This is a genomic window from Maridesulfovibrio sp. FT414 (genome assembly GCF_050916235.1).
GTDB lineage: Bacteria > Desulfobacterota > Desulfovibrionia > Desulfovibrionales > Desulfovibrionaceae > Maridesulfovibrio.
This window is the reverse complement of the sequence record NZ_CP104854.1, coordinates 1,874,150-1,890,846: the sequence shown is the minus strand read 5'-3', so window position 1 is coordinate 1,890,846 and position 16,697 is coordinate 1,874,150. Positions and strand designations below refer to the sequence as shown.

The following is a 16,697-nucleotide window of genomic DNA, read 5'->3' as shown; positions in this document are numbered from 1 at the left end:
GATGGTTATAGGCTCCAAACTATGAGCAAAGATTTGATTGTTGTTGAGTCCCCGGCAAAGGTGAAGACTATTAGCAAGTTCCTTGGAAAGAACTACCAGGTGGCTGCGTCCGTCGGTCACGTGCGCGATCTGCCCAAGAACAAGCTTGGAGTCGAGGAAAACGGTGATTTTACCCCCCAGTACCAGATCATTCCCGGAAAGGAAGAGGTGGTCAATAAGCTGAAGAAAGCGGCAGCCAAGGCTGATCACGTCTTTCTCGCTCCCGACCCCGACCGCGAGGGGGAAGCTATCGGCTGGCATGTGGCTGCCATTATCAAGGAAGTTAACGAAAATATCAGCCGCATCCAGTTCAACGAAATTACCGCCAGAGCCGTTAAAGAGGCTCTCGAACACCCGCAGCCGCTCAACGAGCAGCTTTTCGATTCCCAGCAGGCGCGCCGTATTCTGGACCGTCTGGTTGGTTACAAAATTTCGCCTATTCTCTGGAAGAAGGTTAAGCGCGGTATTTCCGCCGGGCGCGTTCAGTCTGTTGCTCTCAAGCTCGTAGTGGAAAGGGAAAAGGCCAGAAGGGCATTCATCCCTGAAGAATACTGGCTCTTCAAGGCCCACCTTGAGGGCGCCAATCCGCCGCTCTTTGTTGCCGAACTCTGGAAAGTTGACGGCAAGAAAGCTGAAATAGGTTCTGCCGATGAGGCCGCGGCCCTTGAGAAAGCGGTCAAAGGTGTACCTTTTGCTGTTTCCGATCTGACCGAGAAGGAACGCAAGCGCAGCCCGCAGCCTCCTTACATTACTTCCACCCTGCAGCAGGATGCCAACCGCAGATTAGGGTACTCGGCCAAGCGCACCATGACACTGGCCCAGCGTCTTTACGAAGGGGTGGAACTCGGTGACAAGGGAACAACCGCGCTCATCACCTATATGCGTACCGACTCCGTGCGTATTGCCGACGAGGCCCGTGACGGTGCCAAGACGCTCATTCTTGATAAATTCGGCAAGGAATTTTATCCCGCCAAGGCCCGGGTCTATAAATCCAAGGGCGGAGCGCAGGATGCCCATGAAGCCATCAGGCCCGTAGATGTCACTGTTCTTCCAGAGGACGTCAAAGCTTTCCTGCCGCCGGACCAGTTCAAGGTTTACAAACTGATCTGGGACCGTTTCGTTGCTTCGCAGATGGCTCCGGCCCGCTTCTGGGATACCGTTGTCACCATTGAAGCCGGTGAAACCATCTGGCGGTCCAAGGGCGAACGGCTGCTGTTCCCCGGTTTCATGCGCGTTACCGGCAAGACCGGCGACGAGAATCTCGTGGAACTGCCCAAGCTTGACAAGGGAGAAGTGCTTAAGGTCGACAGGATTGAAAGTGAGCAGAAGTTCACCCAGCCTCCCGCACGCTATTCCGAAGCATCGCTGGTGCGCGAGCTTGAGGAAAAGGGTATCGGGCGTCCTTCCACATATGCATCCATTATTTCTACCATTCAGGATCGCGGCTACGTCCTTCTTGAAGAAAAGAAATTCGTCCCCACCGAGCTTGGCTTTGTGGTGAGCGACCAGCTTTCCGAACATTTCAAGGAACTCATGGATGTGGGCTTTACCGCAGCTATGGAGAAGCAGCTTGATGATGTTGCCGAAGGCAAGATTGAGTGGACCTCGCTCATGCGCAATTTCGTTGAGGGCTTTTACCCGACCCTTGATGCCGCTGCCAAGGATATGAAGCGCGGCGGTGAGGACACCGGTGTCTCCTGCAGCAAGTGCGGCTCGTCCATGGTCATCAAGTTCGGCCGGACCGGTGAATTTCTGGGCTGCTCCAACTACCCGGACTGCAAGAATATAGTCAACTTTACCCGTGACGAGAAGGGCAGCATTGTCGTTCTTGAAGATCAGGCTCCTGAAGATACCGGGATAAGTTGTGACAAGTGCGGCTCGCCCATGGCTGTTAAGCGCTCCACTCGTGGAGAGTTTCTCGGTTGTACCGCCTACCCGGACTGCCGCAATATCAAGAATTTCGAGCGGGACGAAGACGGGAAAATCAAGGTGGTGGAGACTGCTGCCCAGCAGGTTGTCGGTAAGTGTCAGGAGTGCGGAAAGGGTGATCTGATCATCAAGCACGCCCGTAGCGGCAGCCGTTTCATTGCCTGTTCCAACTATCCCGACTGTAAATTTGCCAAGCCTTTTACCACCGGTGTAAAATGTCCTCGCGAGGGCTGTTCCGGTGAACTGGTTGAAAAGAGCTCCCGGCGCGGCAAGATTTTTTATTCCTGCGACCGGTATCCCGACTGCGATTATGCGGTCTGGTACCCGCCCGTAGACGGGCCCTGTCCCAAATGCGGGCATCCGGTCCTGGTCAGGAAGACCACCCGCGCCAAGGGTGAGCACATTGCCTGCCCTGAAAAGGGGTGCGGATATGTTCAGGAAGTGGATGAGTCCTAACCTGTCGATATGATATGCTGCTAGAGACAGTCTGGAAATTCTCTAGTTGAGTGAAAGACCAAAAAGACCCTTCCCGACTTAGATTGGGAAGGGTTTTTCCAATTGGCGTGTCAGTCTGTTTTAGTGTACTTTGACCGCCGATGGTCTTAATGACCGTAACAGAACAATATAGAGGAATTAAAAAATGTCTGAATATAAATTCGGCTGTGTTGCGCTTATCGGGCCGCCTAATGCCGGCAAATCTACCCTGATGAATCACTATCTGGGACAGAAGGTCGCCATTGTATCTCCCAAGCCGCAGACCACCCGTAACCGCATTAGCGGCATCCTGACCGATGACAACTCTCAGGTCGTGTTTCTGGATACTCCGGGCATCCACCGCATGCGTGGAAAGATGAACCGCTTCCTGCTTGATTCAGCCTGGGAGGCACTTGGGAGTTCCGATGCCATCGTGGTGCTCTTCGATGCCGCCCTTTACGCATCCAAGCCGCACCTGATGGACAAGGACCTTGCTCCGGTGGTCAAGCCGGTCAACCAGTCGCACAAGCCTGTTTTCGTGGCCGTGAACAAGGTGGACAAGGTCAAGGACAAGGCCATGCTGCTTCCGGTCATGCAGAAGGCTCAGGAATTCTGGCCCGAAGCACAGTTCATCCCTGTTTCCGCGCTGAAGGGCGAAGGAGCCAAGGTGCTGCTGGAAAAGCTGGTAGAAGTCCTGCCGGAAGGCCCGCCCATGTTCCCCGAGGATCAGGTTTCAACCGTTCCTCTGCGTTTCATGGCTGCCGAGACCATCAGGGAAAAGCTGTTCATGAGCCTGCAGCAGGAACTGCCTTATTCCACCGCAGTTGAGATCGAGTTCTGGACTGAAGAACCTGAACGCAATCTGGTCAATATCGGTGCTGTGATCTATACCACCAAGAAGAACCACAAGGGCATGATCATCGGCAAGGGAGGACAGAACCTCAAGAAAATCGGCACTCAGGCCCGTGTGGAGCTTGAAGAGATGCTTGAGATGAAGGTTATGCTAGAAATCTGGGTCAAGGTGCGTGAAGGCTGGACTGAAGACGTCGGATTCCTGCGCTCTCTGGGGCTTGGGGAATAGCGTCAGCGGATCAAATCTTGTTCTTTTGTTTTCTTTTTATTAAAGAAATTTATATAATCAACCGAATTTTAATGTAAGCCGCCTTTGGATAAGGCGGCGGTGGTCAGATGAACAACAGGGAAACAGAGCTTACGGAAAACCTCGACGAGGTTAAGGCAGAAGTGGCTGATGCGGCTTTCCGCTGTGGACGCAAGGCAGATGAGATCAAGATTTGTGCGGTTTCCAAGCTGCACCCGGCCTCGGATATCGAGATGCTTTACCGGGCCGGCCACCGCTGTTTCGGTGAATCGTATGTGCAGGAGGCCCTTGCCAAGCAGGAAGAGCTCTCCGGCCTTGATATCGACTGGCATTTCATCGGCGGACTGCAGTCCAAGAAGGCCCGGCAGGTGGCCGGCATGTTCAGCGCAATCCACAGTGTGGACAGCTCCAAGCTTGCCGGACTGCTGAACAGAAGGGCTGCTGAGTTGGGTGTGGTCCAGAATATTTTTATTCAGGTCAACACCGCCGGGGAAGAGCAGAAGAGCGGCGTCGGCGAAGAGTCCCTTCCTGCTCTGGTTGAAGAGCTTCTCGGACTTGAGAATCTTAAGCTTGTCGGTCTGATGGCCCTGCCCCCTTTTTTTGATGACCCTGAAGGAGCCCGGCCTTATTTTGCAAGGCTGCGGATGCTGGCCGAAGGTATGGAAAAGCTTTTCGACATCAGGATTCCCGAACTGTCCATGGGCATGACCGGGGATTTCAGGGTGGCCATTGAAGAGGGCTCCACCATGGTCAGGGTAGGGACAAAGATATTCGGACGCAGGCCCGGATACTGATCCGGGCGCTTTTAAACGTGAGACCGGGAAGGGAGTCTCGTAAACCTATCTACAGGCGGCTTTAATGGATCTGGGTACAGTCATAGGCATCGTGCTTTCCTTCGGGCTGGTTCTTTCGGCTATTCTGGTCGGAAGTCCCCTTTCCATTTTTATTTCGGTCCCTTCCGTTCTCATCGTTGTGGGTGGAACTATCGGGGCCTCGCTGGTAAACTATCCCATGGGACATGTGCTGGGTGTTATCGGGGTTATCAAGAAAACTTTCTTTTCCACCCTCGAGTCACCGCAAGCGATTATCGACAAGTTCATGGATTTTGCCAACAGGGCCCGTCGCGAGGGGATCCTCTCCCTTGAACCGGCCCTTAAATCCATTGATGACGATTTTCTGCGCAAGGGACTGCAGTTGACCGTTGACGGTCTGGAGCCTCAGGTTATTCAGGAGATTCTGGAGACGGAAATCCAGTATCTCGAAAACAGGCATGAAACAGGGGCTGAAATCCTCAAGGTCTTTGCTGACTTTGCTCCTGCAATGGGCATGATCGGTACGGTTATCGGTCTGGTGCAGATGCTGCAGACCATGAGTGACCCCAGTACCATCGGCCCTGCAATGGCTGTTGCGCTTCTGACCACTCTTTACGGGGCGATTCTTGCCAACCTTGTCTTCACTCCCATGTCCGGCAAGCTGAAGACCCGCAGCAAAGAGGAGATTCTGCTGCGGGAAATGGTCATGGAAGGGATCATTTCCATATCCAAAGGTGAAAACCCCAAAATTATCGAAGAAAAGCTGAACAGCTACCTGCCGCCGAAAATTCGCAGGGCTGTCGACTAGGCCGGTTTGACGCTGACGGTCGGGAGAGCCGCATGGGTAGAAAGAAAAAACCGCCCGAGGCGCAGGGGCAGCCGCTCTGGCTTATAACCTTCAGCGACCTGATGACTCTCATGCTGACCTTCTTTGTTCTGCTGGTCAGTATGTCAGTTGTTGACGAGCGGCGTAAACTGGTCGTTCTGGGGTCCATCATCGGAACATTCGGTTTCGGTTCGCAGGGGTATGATGTCCTTTCACAGGGAGATTCAAAGCGGACCGTCGAGATTGGACCTCTGGAAGTTGAAAGCGATCTTGAACCGATCAAGCCGCTGCTCTGGGAATTTGCCGAGGAAGACCTGCGGTTTGAATCAAACCGTTTCGTGCAGATCCTTTCCATAGGTGCCGATGTTCTCTTTACTCCCGACAGCACGACCCTCTCCATTGAGGGAACGCGGGTTCTTGATACGGTGCTGCCCATACTGAAAAGGGTAAAGCATCCGGTCATGGTGGCCGGTCATACCTCCATCCTGCGCGACGAACTCGGTGAGGATTACCGGGTTGAAGACAGAAATCAGATTCCGGATATTTCATGGAAGATGTCGCTTAACCGGGCGCTTTCCGTCTATAACTATCTTGTCAGGAACGGTATGAGTCCCGAGATGCTCAAGCTTGAGGCCTTCGGCAAATTTCATCCGCGTCACCCGAACTCAACCCCTGAAGGAAGGAAGATGAACCGGAGGGTCGACCTTGTTCTTGATACCCGCAGTGAGGCCATTGAGAAAGAACTGAAAGAGTATCAGCCGCCGAAGAAAAAGGATGAGCCTTTCAAATTTGATGGTTTTGTCTTTCCGGTCGAGGATTCGGATAACCCGGTCCGCAGGGATAAGTGAGGCTGAGCGATGGGGCGCGACAAGGTAAAGAAGCCGCCGGATCCTGGCGGAGGGTGGCTGGTAACGTTTTCGGATCTGGTAACCCTGCTTTTGACTTTTTTTGTGCTCCTGTTAAGTATGGCTTCAATGGACCAGAGTTTTATTACCCGTGTTACAATCATGCCTGCGGAGCTTGGATTTCTTGATAAACGCGGGGCCGGGCGGGTTACGGCCAAGGTAAAGCTGGTCAGTGAATTTTTGGAAAGGCCCTGGGAAGTCCTTGAACGACAGGACAGGATCAAGGATCTGCTCTTTCCTGATGACGTGCTGCCTGCGGATATGGACCGGGCCACTCTCAACGAGAATCTCAAGGTCCTTGCCAAGCCCGAGGGGGTGGCGCTTGTGCTGACTGATAAGCTGATGTTTCCATTGGGAAAGTCTCAGCTTGACGACAGCGCCAAAATCCTGCTTTACCAGTTGGTCCCTGTTCTGGACTATCTCGGTACAGCAGATGTAAACATTGCCGGTTATACTGACAACGTTGGAGGAATGAGTCCTGCCAACTTTCAGCTTTCCGGCGAAAGGGCCCTGGCCGTGCTCTCTTTTTTTGCCGAGCAGGGCATAAATAATGAACGAATGACAGTATCCGCTTACGGACCGACCTACCCCCTGTACAGCAACACGACTCCGCAGGGGAGGGATCAGAACAGGCGGGTTGAAATATTGATCAAGACCACCCCCCCCATGGGCGGGTATTAAACAACGGAAAGAGGCGGACAGACATGGCTGAAAGCGGTGAAGAGCCTAAAAAGAAAGGCGGATTGCTCAAGTGGATCATTTTACTGATTCTGCTGGGCGCGCTCGGCGGAGGCGGATTTTTCGCCTACCAGAAGTTTTTTGCGGCTCCCCCGGAGGATGCGGCTGAAAAAACTGCTGCCGGGGAAGACTCTGCGGCACAGGATCAGGGCCCGCTGCCCGGTGACGGTTTCAACGTCACTCTGCCGACCTTTGTAGTCAACCTCGCCGACCCTCTGGGAAGACGGTACCTCAAGCTCGGCGTTGATGTTGAGGTTGTCAGTGAAGAGGCCGTGGCCGAACTGTCCAAGAAAGAACCGATGGTCAAGGATACCTTGATTCTTCTTCTTTCCAGCAAGACCTATCAGGATCTTTCCAGCATGGAGAGCAAGATTCTGTTGAAAAAGGAAATCGTCGACCGTCTTAACCAGATACTCGGCGGTTCCAAGGTGTTGCAGGTATATTTTACGGATATGGTTATCCAGTAGCATGGTTATTGCTACGTTGCTTGGTGGTGCCATTTTTTCGGCATCGATTTTTATTACGGGTGACGGGATGAAATCAGTCGGAGGTAGACAGCTATGATATCTGATGATCTTGATCAGGATAAACTTGCGCAGGAATGGGCTGATGCCCTGTCCGGCGATTCCGGTGGCAGTGATCCTCTGGCTGATGATCTTGACGGCGGTGATGATGCTCTGGCCGACGAATGGGCTGCGGCCCTGGCTGAACAGGATGACGGCGGTGCCAGTGATGACGATGCACTGGCCAACGAATGGGCAGCGGCACTGGGCGAGCAGGGGCAGAGCCCTGATTCCGGCGGCGGAGGCGGTGGAGATGCCGGCCTTGCCGATGAGTGGGCGGCAGCTCTGGCTGAAGATACCGGAGCAGACATCCGCAAGGAAAAGGAGCAGGAATTCCTGCGTACCCAGACCCGTGAGGCCGATTTCAAGGACCTGACCAACGAGGCCAAGAACCCCCGGCACGATGGATCGCGGCGTGATCTGGACTTTATTCTCGACATTCCCCTTGATGTTTCCGCCGAACTCGGACGGGCCAAGATGCTCATCAACGAACTGCTCCAGCTCGGAACCGGGTCTGTCGTGGAACTGACCAAGCTGGCCGGTGAGCCGTTGGAAATTTATGTTAACGGCAAGCTTGTTGCCCGCGGCGAGGCCGTTGTCATCAACGAGAAATTCGGTATCAGGCTGACTGACATCATCAGCCCCATAGAGCGGGTGAAGCACCTTGCCTAACGCAACTGCGGTCGCGCTTGCACCGATTGTTCCCGATGCCGGGGTGGGCTCGGTGCTCAAGATGGCTGGTGCGTTGTTTTTCATTCTGGCAATGCTCATGCTGGCCTTTTATGTGCTCAGAAGACTGAACATAGGGGGCAGTTTCCAGGGAATGCGCAAGGGTGTGCTTCAGATCGTGGACCGTATGCCGCTTGGGCCGCGCCAGAATATTACCGTCATCAGGTACCGGGACCGGGAGATGGTGGTCGGAGTCACTCAGGACAGAATAACTTTACTCCACGCAGGGGACGAAGGGCATGCAGCCAGTAAAAAAGATTTTTCCGGATATCTTGCCGATGAAGATTCCGGCTCTTCTGACTCTTAGCGCAGTCCTGTTGTTGATTGTTCCGGGTATTGTTTTTGCCCAGGACCAGACAATCCCGACGCTGACCCTTAATCTTGCCGCCGGGCAGGAGGAACCGGAACAGGTAGCCAAGATGCTGGAAATCCTGTTCCTGCTTACTGTTCTCGGAATGGCTCCGTCCATTCTTCTGACCATGACCTCTTTTACCCGCATTATCATCGTATTCCATTTCCTGCGGCAGGCCATGGGAACCCAGCAGATGCCGCCCAACCAGATTCTGGCATCTCTGGCCATTTTCATGACCGTGGTCATCATGATGCCGACCGGCAAGGCCATCAATGACACCGCCCTGCAGCCTTATCTCAACGAGGAGATAGGTTTCACCCAGGCGCTGAAAAAGGCCGAAAGCCCAATCAGGACATTCCTTTTCAAGCATACAAGGGAAAAGGATCTCTCCATATTTTATGCGATTACAGGGGAGAAGCGTCCTGAAACAAAAGAGGACGTGAACACCATGCTCCTCATTGCCGCCTACACCATCAGCGAACTCAAGACCGGTTTCACTATCGGGTTCCTCATTTATATTCCGTTTCTCATCCTCGATATGGTCATTGCCAGTATCCTGCTGGCCATGGGTATGATGATGCTGCCCCCGGCAATGGTTTCATTGCCGTTCAAGATACTGCTTTTTATCATGGTCGATGGCTGGTCCCTGTTGACGGGCTCGATAGTCAACACGTTTCAGTGATCCGGGGAGTAGTGCGTCCTTTAAACGCGGAGGTATCATATGACTCCTGAATTTGTAATCGGATATGCCCGTCAGTCCATTGAGCTGGCCCTGACTCTTGCCCTGCCTATGCTGGGCGTGGGGCTTGTGGTGGGTATTTTCGTATCTGTCCTGCAGGCCGCAACCCAGATTCAGGAGCAGACTCTGACCTTTGTGCCCAAGATCGTATCCATGTTTCTGGCTCTGCTTTTTGCCTTTCCGTGGATTATGGACAAGATGATTGATTTTACGAGGAATGTGTTCATTAATCTTCCTACGTATATTAAATAGAAAAAAGCTTAAATTTCTTTAAACATGCATAAGCCCCCTGAAGAAGAGAATCTTCAGGGGGCTGTCCTATTTACCTGTGCAGGGAAGCATAAGTCTCCCGCAATAAGAAGTCTGATGGGCGATGGAGCTAGGCCAGCCGTCTGGCAAACTCGCTGATAAGCATGGCCCCGGCCTGTGCCACGTTCAGGGAGTCGAAGTCGCGGCGGAAGGGGATGTGGATAAGCTTTTCACAACGTTTTTCAACGCTGAAACGGATACCTTTTTCTTCGTTGCCCAGAACGAGAATTGCCGGGAGGTTGAGATCGGCCGTATACGCCGGTGAAGAGTCTTCGGATATTCCTGCCCCGTATATGCTGATCCCAAGTTCCGCTGCCTTGTCCAGAGCCTGCGAAATATTGCTGACGCGGGCAACCGGGAGTCTGGTCAGAGCTCCTGCGCTGGCCTTTACCGCAGCAGGCCCGAGGAAGGCCCCGCCGTGCTTGGCGGTAACTATCCCGGCCCCGCCGAGTGCGTAAAGGCTGCGGGCCAGAACTCCGATATTGCCGGGGTCCTGGACCTGATCCAGAACGATCAGCAGGGGGAGAGGGGCATCCCTGAAGGTCTCAAGCATTTCATCAAATTCCGCATAGGGCAGTGCCGCCACCCGGGCAATTATGCCCTGATGGTTGCCGGAGAAGACTCTGCCCATCTCGGTTTTGTCGGCGATTTTGTATTTGATGCCGTGTTTTTTACACCGCTCGATTGTCCGCTCGAAATTCTTGTCCTGACGCCCTTTTTGTAGGTAGAGCAGATCAATCCTTTCGGGGGAGTCCAAAAGCAGCTCCTGGACCGGTTTCCGGCCCGCGATGACGGTATTGTCGTCCTGATTCGTATTCTTCATCGATATTTGCCTTGTTATTTGGAGAAACGTTAAAAAAATATGAGGCTGTTTATCTCAAAGGGCACCGGGCCTGATGTAAAGGCCATTCCGGCACCCATGTGTTCAATTGCCTAATTAATATGAAAAGTTACAGTCTGCCGATAATCTGTCCGGGGTAAAAAGTCCCGCTTTCGTACAGCCCGTGAAGGCCGGAAACCCTTGCGGCACAACCGTTTCTGCAACTTATTCCTTTTGTTTTACTATTGCAAACCCTCGCTCTTTAGGATAGCTCTACGTAAGTTTGAATTATTAAATTAATGCTGGGAAAACCCATCTTTTTTAGCTTGTTGGATGGGTTTTTTGATCAGTCAAGCAGTTATAAACTATACATTTTCTAAATAATTTATGGATAAAATCAATACTTTTGCAGTTTCGAATTACAGGGGGTCGAACATGGTGAATTCGCTCCGGTTACTGGTTTTTGTGGCTATGCTTGCCCTTTTTGCCGGGTGTGCAGCCAAGACAGCTCCAGTTGCTCAGCAGGAGGTTTGCGATCCGCAGGCCAAGGTAAGCGAAGTCGTAGAAACAGAAGGCGATGTTGCCGACTCCGGAGCTCAGCCCCTTGATCCGGAGCTTGAAACCGCTCCGCAGGAGTCCGAGGCTCTTACTCCTGAGGAACAGAAAGCCCTGCTGTCCAGCAACGGCATCTATTTCAACCTTGATGAGCATGATACCAAGGAAGTTCAGCAGTATTTCGGGTTCTTTACTCACAAGGCCCGCAAAACTTTTGCCCGCTGGCTCGAGCGTTCCGAACCTTTCCTGCCTTATGTCCGTCAGGTCCTTTCCGAACAGGGGCTGCCTCAGGATCTGGCTATGCTGCCTTTTGCCGAGAGCGGCTACAATGCCTGGGCCTACTCCCGGGTAGGTGCAGCCGGTATGTGGCAGTTCATGCCTTATACAGGCCGCAAGTACGGGCTCCGTGTAGACTGGTGGGTTGACGAACGCCGCGATCCCTACAAGGCAACCACTGCAGCGGTTGAATACCTCAAGGTTCTTCACGAAATGTTCGGGGACTGGCACTTGGCTCTTGCAGCCTACAATGCCGGTGAAGGCAAGATCAGCAGGGCGCTCAAAAAGACCGGTTGTGACGACTTTTTCGAGCTGACCAAGAACAACCACAAACTTTCCAGAAAATACAGATTGCGGGCCGAGACAAAGAACTACGTTCCCAAATTTATCGCAATCTCCAAGATTTTCAAAAACCTGGATGAGCTCGGCTTCGAGAACATCAACTGGGACAACGGCCTTAAGGTTGAGACCGTATCCGTTCCCGGCGGTACAGATCTGCTGGCCCTTGCCAGAGCATGCGGAATGAAATGGAGTGAGTTCCAGAAACTCAACCCTCACTTTCGTCGTCAGGTCAGCCCCCCGGATGCAACCGTAAACGCTTACCTTCCTGAAAAGGTTATGGCCGATGCTTCAGATTACCTTGAATCTCCCGCTTCCCGTCCCTTTGCCGGCTACAACCGCTATAAAGTGCGCAGCGGTGATTCCTGGTACCGTATCGCCAATCGTTACGGTGTACCCGTTGCAGTCCTGAAATCAGTTAACAACAGCAATTCCAATCTGATCAAACCCGGCCAGTTCCTTATGATTCCCGGCAAAGGTTCAGCTGAATCTGTGCAGTCCGCCGGAGTCGTTTCCACCCGTCGTACTGCTCAGAGCAGGGCCAACTACCGGGTTCAGCAGGGGGACACCCTCTGGGATATCGCCACCCGTTACCAGGTGAGTGTTAATACCCTCAAAAAGGCCAACGGTCTTTATACCAGCAAGCTCAAAATCGGTCAGAAACTCTATATTCCCGACAATAACGCTGTAAGCTCAGCGCGTTCCATTGCCAAGGCCGAGAACGTCAAACAGCAGGTGGTTGACTATCAGGTTCGTCGCGGTGACACCCTCTGGAAGATAGCCCGTCGTTTCGGTGTGAAGGTTTCCGCTCTGATGGAGTGGAACCGCCTTAATTCCAAGAGTATACTTCGTCCCGGAGACCGTATAAAGGTCTACGTTCAGTAGCAGTCGAGCCTAACTCGCATATTCAGGGCGGTTGTGATTTCAACCGCCCTTTTTAATTTCCACCCTTCCTTCTCCCCCTCTGAATATTTGTCTGAGCTGCCTGTTGTAAGACCGTTATTTTCGAACTCTTTGAATTCTGCCGTTTTTTACAAGCCGACAGCTTAATCCCGGATATTTTCGTGAAATGTTTGGACTTGCCAAACAGGTTGATTTTTGAATCCGTTTGGTGAAGTTTGTTCCTTTCTTTCAGATTTAAACAAGGTAATTTAGATCATGGCAATCCAAAGCACCAACCCGATGACCGGAGTGGTTGAAAATACTTTTGAAGAGTTAAGTACTGAGCAGACTGCGAAGGTTCTTTCATCTGTTTCAGTTGCGTTTAAGAGCTGGAGAGAGTCCGCGCTTGATCATCGCGCAGAATGCCTCAGGAATCTGGCAGGTATTCTGCGTGAGCGCGCCGACCGTTTTGCCCGGCTGATGGCTGCTGAAATGGGCAAGCCCCTGAATTCCGGACGGGCAGAAGTGCTCAAGGCCGCTACAGTCTGTGATTACTATGCTGATAATGGGGCACAGATGCTTGCCTGCAAAGATCAGCACGTGGACGGAATGCAGACCTATGTGGACTATGCCCCCATGGGAACCGTGCTTGCGGTAATGCCGTGGAACTATCCGGTCTGGCAGGTTCTGCGTATCGCCGTGCCTACGCTTATGGCCGGCAACACTATGGTGCTCAAGCATGCCTCCAACGTTCCGCAGTGCGCTATTGCCATTGAAGAGGCATTTCGTGATTCCATTTTTCCTGCCGATGCTTTCAGGACGCTGCTCATTGGAGCCAGACAGGTTGAAGACGTTCTCGGGCACGATTCCGTGGTGGGCGTCTGCCTGACCGGCAGCGAAGATGCCGGACGCAAGGTTGCTGCTCTTGCCGGTTCCAATCTCAAGAAGAGCGTTATGGAGCTGGGCGGAAGTGATGCCTTTGTTGTTCTCGCCGATGCTGATCTCGACAGGGCTGCTGAAACAGGGGCCGCATCACGCTGCTCTAACGCCGGGCAGGCCTGTATCGCTGCCAAGCGTTTTATTGTCCATACTGACGTTTATGATGATTTCGTTTCCCGGCTTAAGGAGCAGATGGCAGGCTTGATTATGGGGGATCCCCTTGATCCGGAGACTGTAATGGGGCCCATGGCATCCCACCGTTTCCGCGCTGAACTGCAGGAGCAGGTCAACCGCTGCAGGGCAGCAGGAGGCGAGGTTCTACTGGGCGGGGAGATTCCAGAAGGCAAGGCCGCATTCTATCCCGCGACGATTATCAGCGGCATTCCTTTTGAGTCTTCGGCAGCGCGTGAGGAGCTGTTCGGACCTGTGGCTATGGTCTTCCGTGCTGAGAGTGATGAAAATGCCATGGAAATGGCCAATGACAGCCGTTTCGGCCTCGGTGGGTCCGTCTGGACACAGGACGAGAAAAAAGGGCTCAGGCTGGCCCGCAGGATCGAGGCAGGGCTTGTCTACGTAAACGGAAGGGTCAGCAGTCGGCCGCCGCTTCCCTTCGGTGGAGTCAAAAATTCCGGCTACGGGCGTGAACTGGCTGAATACGGAATCCGTGAGTTCGTAAATGTGAAGTCTATCTGCGTCGGGTAGCTCTGTGTATATTCGTGTGCAATAATTGGGCTTTTCCGCCAGGGAATTCTTTGAGAGAAGGTCAATTCCTGACACAAGCCTGTTTTATACAAAATGAAAAATATTTTGTAGCCAAGCGGATGTAGAGAGACACCCTCTCAGTTCAAAAGCTCTTCGGCTATTTGAGGACCTCATCCAGCCAGTCAAACAGGACCTGACCGACCAGACTTCGGTTCTCCATGATGCAGTGGTTTGTAGCCCCTTCATCAGAGGGGGTGACTACAAGGCAGCTGCGCTTGTCGCGGAAACTTTCCATGGCGATCTGCTGTTGCCTCTGGACTTCCTTGCTGCGGTATTCTCCTTCACCGACGATCAGCAGGGCAGGGGCCTTTATTTTTGATCCATCAAAGGTGTTGCCACGGTTCGCCTCAACGAGTTCGGCTGGATTGTTCACCCCGTAGCGCCAGCAGATGGATTTGACCACACCAGCATGAAAGGAAGACCATTCGGCTATATTTTCGGGTGATGCCTGCGTTGCCGGCATAGTGCGGAACAGTCGTTGTGCATCGACTACGCCTGAATTCATGGCAATGGCCTTGATGCGCGAGTCGTGCATGGCTGCTTGTGGTACGAACAATCCTCCACCGCTGATGCCGTAGGAGGCAAGTCTGTTTCTGTCCACGTCTGGACGACTCAGGGCATAGTCTATGACTTTTTTCATGGCCATGTTGGTGTCCGTGCGGAACACCTGGCCGGACAAAGGCATCATTCCCTGACCGGGAAGGTCCACGGTCATGAAGTTATAGCCGCGTGCATGGGCCTGAGGCTCGATGTAGAAGAAAAGATCTTCTATAAATGTTTCGCCGCCGCCAATCATCACAAGGGTTTTGGCGGGCTTTCCCGAATTATCGGCCTTGCGGAAAAAGACGGGCAGGACGGTGTCCTCGAAGGGAATCTCAATATACTCCAATGGAGGATTGAGCAGGGTTCCGGCTTTTTGCATGAGGACGCGGCATGTTTCGCCGCGTTTTTTCAGCTCCGGGTTGTTCGCCTGCATGGCAAGAAGGGAAATGCGATAGTAATAAGCTGCCCGTAGCAACTGATCGGCCGCGCTTTTCTTGTGTTTCCCCTTGAGAGCTTCAAGACCGCGTTTCTCCACGCGCTGGGCCAGTTTATACCATTCCTCCTGCCAACTGGCGGCATCGCCATCTTTGATCCTGGAAGCCGCATAAAAAGCTTCACCTATCTCTGCGCCGCCGTTGCGGGTTGCGCCAAGAATGAGATTTCCAAAATGGAAATCCATGTCGCCGTCTTTAAAAAAGTAACTGAACGTAGTGGCATGGGCATCAAATTCTTTTTCTTCTGCGAACAGGCCTACTGTCGCTGTCAAAAGAAGTGTCAGAGTCAGGAAAGAGACGCGTTTGATCATGCTGAAATTCCTGTTTGAATTCTTGTTTCTTGCTGTATGCCGTTGATATGCATTGCATCAGAGAGCCCGAACGCATGTAACTGCCGCATTGCTGCACTAATTGTGGGGAAGAGGCGGGCTTTCCGGGCCCCTTAACCCCGGAGATGTTCTAGCAGGAGTTCGCGCGCTTTCTTCTCGTCCACATTAATTCCGGTCCAAAGCCTGAACTGCTCCAGCCCTTGATGAATGAACATCTCAATGCCGTGGATGGCTCTGCATCCTTTGGCCTTTGCTTCCCTGATGAAAACGGTCTCCATGGGGTTGTAGACAAGGTCAAAGACGACGGTGTGTTCATCCTGATTGTCCATGATCATGGGGTTGATATCAACGAATTTTCCGGACATTCCCAGAGACGTGGAATTCACGATGAGATCATAATGCTGATCACCGCGATTGTCCCAATCAACCACTGATATTTTAAACTCCTCAGCAAGCTCATCTGCTTTGGACTTTGTGCGGTTGGTTATGAAAATTTTCTTTATGCCCAGTTCCTTGAATCCGGTGATCGCTGCGCGAGCAGCTCCGCCTGCTCCGATCAGAAGGGCTTTGTGTATATGATCAGAATAGGGGCGTAAGGGCTCTGAGACTCCTGCTGCATCAGTGTTGTCGCCCACAATTTTATCATCACGCCAGAAGAGGGTGTTAACCGCTCCGACGGACTCGGCGCGCTCTGTTAGCTGATCAGTGTAGTTCATTACGGAAAGCTTGTGCGGAATAGTGACACTCGCACCCGATATGGGCAGGTCCCGAAAGGTGCGCATGAAGCTTTTGACCTTCTCTGGTTCAGTCGGCCAAGCCATGTAAACAGCCGGAATTTTGTGCTCTGTGAACCCCCAGTTGTGCAGAAGGGGGCTCATGGTATGCCCCAGGGGGTGTCCTATTATGCCGAAAAGCTTCTCAGGCCGGAAAACGCTCATATTTGGCTCCTGTAGGCGTTTGTGTTTGTTCGCAGGGTCAAAGTCGTTTTTTTTAAATAAAACGCTCAGAATTAATGATAAAAAATGGTGAAACTTCTAAAGAGATGGAGTTGTGCTCAGCCCGTACATTTTAACAAAACCCATTTGCTGAATGGTTTTGCACAATGACAAATTGTCGTGCACTGCGGCGAATCCCTACTAAAAAAGTTTGGGATTCTTGCATCAGCTCTTAGGCGAGCGGTCTCTCCGCGAGTCGTAGAGATGGCGACAGTGGAACAAACCTTTTTCAAAGGGTTAAGCCCCCGG

At 52.6% G+C, this 16,697-nt stretch carries 16 protein-coding genes; 13 read left to right on the top strand and 3 right to left on the bottom strand.

Features of this window, described 5'->3' with window-relative positions; all coding sequences use genetic code 11:
- Nucleotides 1-21: 21 nt before the first annotated feature.
- From topA to fliQ, 11 genes are all read left to right on the top strand, one after another.
- On the top strand, nucleotides 22-2,424 hold the full coding sequence (topA, locus tag N7E73_RS08430) for a type I DNA topoisomerase (RefSeq protein ID WP_432738615.1): 2,403 nt from the start codon (nucleotides 22-24) through the stop codon (nucleotides 2,422-2,424).
- Nucleotides 2,425-2,608: 184 nt separating this feature from the next.
- Entirely contained in the window at nucleotides 2,609-3,523 is a 915-nt protein-coding gene (era, locus tag N7E73_RS08425; RefSeq protein ID WP_432738614.1) for a GTPase Era, read from the top strand.
- 107 nt (nucleotides 3,524-3,630) lie between these two features.
- The gene (locus N7E73_RS08420; RefSeq protein ID WP_432738613.1) at nucleotides 3,631-4,335 is read left to right on the top strand and encodes a YggS family pyridoxal phosphate-dependent enzyme; all 705 of its coding nucleotides are present in this window, start codon (nucleotides 3,631-3,633) and stop codon (nucleotides 4,333-4,335) included.
- 64 nt (nucleotides 4,336-4,399) lie between these two features.
- Nucleotides 4,400-5,161: a motility protein A gene (locus N7E73_RS08415; protein ID WP_432738612.1), complete on the top strand. Its 762-nt coding sequence runs from the start codon at nucleotides 4,400-4,402 to the stop codon at nucleotides 5,159-5,161.
- Nucleotides 5,162-5,193: 32 nt separating this feature from the next.
- Nucleotides 5,194-6,027: an OmpA/MotB family protein gene (locus N7E73_RS08410; RefSeq protein WP_432738611.1), complete on the top strand. Its 834-nt coding sequence runs from the start codon at nucleotides 5,194-5,196 to the stop codon at nucleotides 6,025-6,027.
- A gap of 9 nt (nucleotides 6,028-6,036) precedes the next feature.
- Nucleotides 6,037-6,765 (top strand): OmpA family protein, encoded by a 729-nt coding sequence (locus tag N7E73_RS08405; protein WP_432738610.1) that lies wholly within the window; start codon nucleotides 6,037-6,039, stop codon nucleotides 6,763-6,765.
- Between the two features lie 23 nt (nucleotides 6,766-6,788).
- The gene (locus N7E73_RS08400) at nucleotides 6,789-7,289 is read left to right on the top strand and encodes a flagellar basal body-associated FliL family protein (protein WP_432738609.1); all 501 of its coding nucleotides are present in this window, start codon (nucleotides 6,789-6,791) and stop codon (nucleotides 7,287-7,289) included.
- Between the two features lie 93 nt (nucleotides 7,290-7,382).
- Entirely contained in the window at nucleotides 7,383-8,057 is a 675-nt protein-coding gene (gene fliN, locus N7E73_RS08395; protein WP_432738608.1) for a flagellar motor switch protein FliN, read from the top strand.
- Nucleotides 8,050-8,421 carry a flagellar biosynthetic protein FliO gene (gene fliO, locus N7E73_RS08390; protein WP_432738607.1) on the top strand — a complete coding sequence of 124 codons (372 nt, stop codon included), beginning with the start codon at nucleotides 8,050-8,052 and terminating at the stop codon, nucleotides 8,419-8,421. Before fliN ends, fliO begins: the two co-directional genes overlap by 8 nt.
- Nucleotides 8,393-9,148 (top strand): flagellar type III secretion system pore protein FliP, encoded by a 756-nt coding sequence (gene fliP, locus N7E73_RS08385; protein ID WP_432738606.1) that lies wholly within the window; start codon nucleotides 8,393-8,395, stop codon nucleotides 9,146-9,148. Before fliO ends, fliP begins: the two co-directional genes overlap by 29 nt.
- Nucleotides 9,149-9,187: 39 nt before the next feature.
- A complete protein-coding gene (gene fliQ, locus N7E73_RS08380; protein WP_432738604.1) occupies nucleotides 9,188-9,457 on the top strand; it encodes a flagellar biosynthesis protein FliQ in 270 nt (89 codons plus the stop codon).
- Between the two features lie 127 nt (nucleotides 9,458-9,584).
- Here fliQ and rlmB read toward each other — a convergent pair whose 3' ends face one another.
- The gene (gene rlmB, locus N7E73_RS08375; protein WP_432738603.1) at nucleotides 9,585-10,337 is read right to left on the bottom strand and encodes a 23S rRNA (guanosine(2251)-2'-O)-methyltransferase RlmB; all 753 of its coding nucleotides are present in this window, start codon (nucleotides 10,335-10,337) and stop codon (nucleotides 9,585-9,587) included.
- A gap of 432 nt (nucleotides 10,338-10,769) precedes the next feature.
- Here rlmB and N7E73_RS08370 point away from each other — a divergent pair, with 432 nt between their 5' ends.
- Entirely contained in the window at nucleotides 10,770-12,389 is a 1,620-nt protein-coding gene (locus tag N7E73_RS08370) for a LysM peptidoglycan-binding domain-containing protein (RefSeq protein WP_432738602.1), read from the top strand.
- A gap of 273 nt (nucleotides 12,390-12,662) precedes the next feature.
- Nucleotides 12,663-14,027, top strand: coding sequence for an NAD-dependent succinate-semialdehyde dehydrogenase (locus tag N7E73_RS08365; RefSeq protein WP_432738601.1), 1,365 nt, complete (start codon nucleotides 12,663-12,665; stop codon nucleotides 14,025-14,027).
- Between the two features lie 157 nt (nucleotides 14,028-14,184).
- On the opposite strand, the gene N7E73_RS08360 is transcribed toward N7E73_RS08365, so the two are convergent.
- Entirely contained in the window at nucleotides 14,185-15,435 is a 1,251-nt protein-coding gene (locus N7E73_RS08360; protein WP_432738600.1) for an alpha/beta hydrolase family protein, read from the bottom strand.
- 131 nt (nucleotides 15,436-15,566) lie between these two features.
- On the bottom strand, nucleotides 15,567-16,391 hold the full coding sequence (aroE, locus tag N7E73_RS08355; RefSeq protein ID WP_432738599.1) for a shikimate dehydrogenase: 825 nt from the start codon (nucleotides 16,389-16,391) through the stop codon (nucleotides 15,567-15,569).
- Between the last annotated feature and the right edge of the window lie 306 nt (nucleotides 16,392-16,697).

Bases quoted from the DNA above. Each gene is read 5' to 3' on its own strand.
- topA (WP_432738615.1), top strand. From the start codon at position 22: ATGAGCAAAGATTTGATTGTTGTTGAGTCCCCGGCAAAGGTGAAGACT.
- era (WP_432738614.1), top strand. From the start codon at position 2,609: ATGTCTGAATATAAATTCGGCTGTGTTGCGCTTATCGGGCCGCCTAAT.
- N7E73_RS08420 (WP_432738613.1), top strand. From the start codon at position 3,631: ATGAACAACAGGGAAACAGAGCTTACGGAAAACCTCGACGAGGTTAAG.
- N7E73_RS08415 (WP_432738612.1), top strand. From the start codon at position 4,400: ATGGATCTGGGTACAGTCATAGGCATCGTGCTTTCCTTCGGGCTGGTT.
- N7E73_RS08410 (WP_432738611.1), top strand. From the start codon at position 5,194: ATGGGTAGAAAGAAAAAACCGCCCGAGGCGCAGGGGCAGCCGCTCTGG.
- N7E73_RS08405 (WP_432738610.1), top strand. From the start codon at position 6,037: ATGGGGCGCGACAAGGTAAAGAAGCCGCCGGATCCTGGCGGAGGGTGG.
- N7E73_RS08400 (WP_432738609.1), top strand. From the start codon at position 6,789: ATGGCTGAAAGCGGTGAAGAGCCTAAAAAGAAAGGCGGATTGCTCAAG.
- fliN (WP_432738608.1), top strand. From the start codon at position 7,383: ATGATATCTGATGATCTTGATCAGGATAAACTTGCGCAGGAATGGGCT.
- fliP (WP_432738606.1), top strand. From the start codon at position 8,393: ATGAAGATTCCGGCTCTTCTGACTCTTAGCGCAGTCCTGTTGTTGATT.
- fliQ (WP_432738604.1), top strand. From the start codon at position 9,188: ATGACTCCTGAATTTGTAATCGGATATGCCCGTCAGTCCATTGAGCTG.
- rlmB (WP_432738603.1), bottom strand. From the start codon at position 10,337: ATGAAGAATACGAATCAGGACGACAATACCGTCATCGCGGGCCGGAAA.
- N7E73_RS08370 (WP_432738602.1), top strand. From the start codon at position 10,770: ATGGTGAATTCGCTCCGGTTACTGGTTTTTGTGGCTATGCTTGCCCTT.
- N7E73_RS08365 (WP_432738601.1), top strand. From the start codon at position 12,663: ATGGCAATCCAAAGCACCAACCCGATGACCGGAGTGGTTGAAAATACT.
- N7E73_RS08360 (WP_432738600.1), bottom strand. From the start codon at position 15,435: ATGATCAAACGCGTCTCTTTCCTGACTCTGACACTTCTTTTGACAGCG.
- aroE (WP_432738599.1), bottom strand. From the start codon at position 16,391: ATGAGCGTTTTCCGGCCTGAGAAGCTTTTCGGCATAATAGGACACCCC.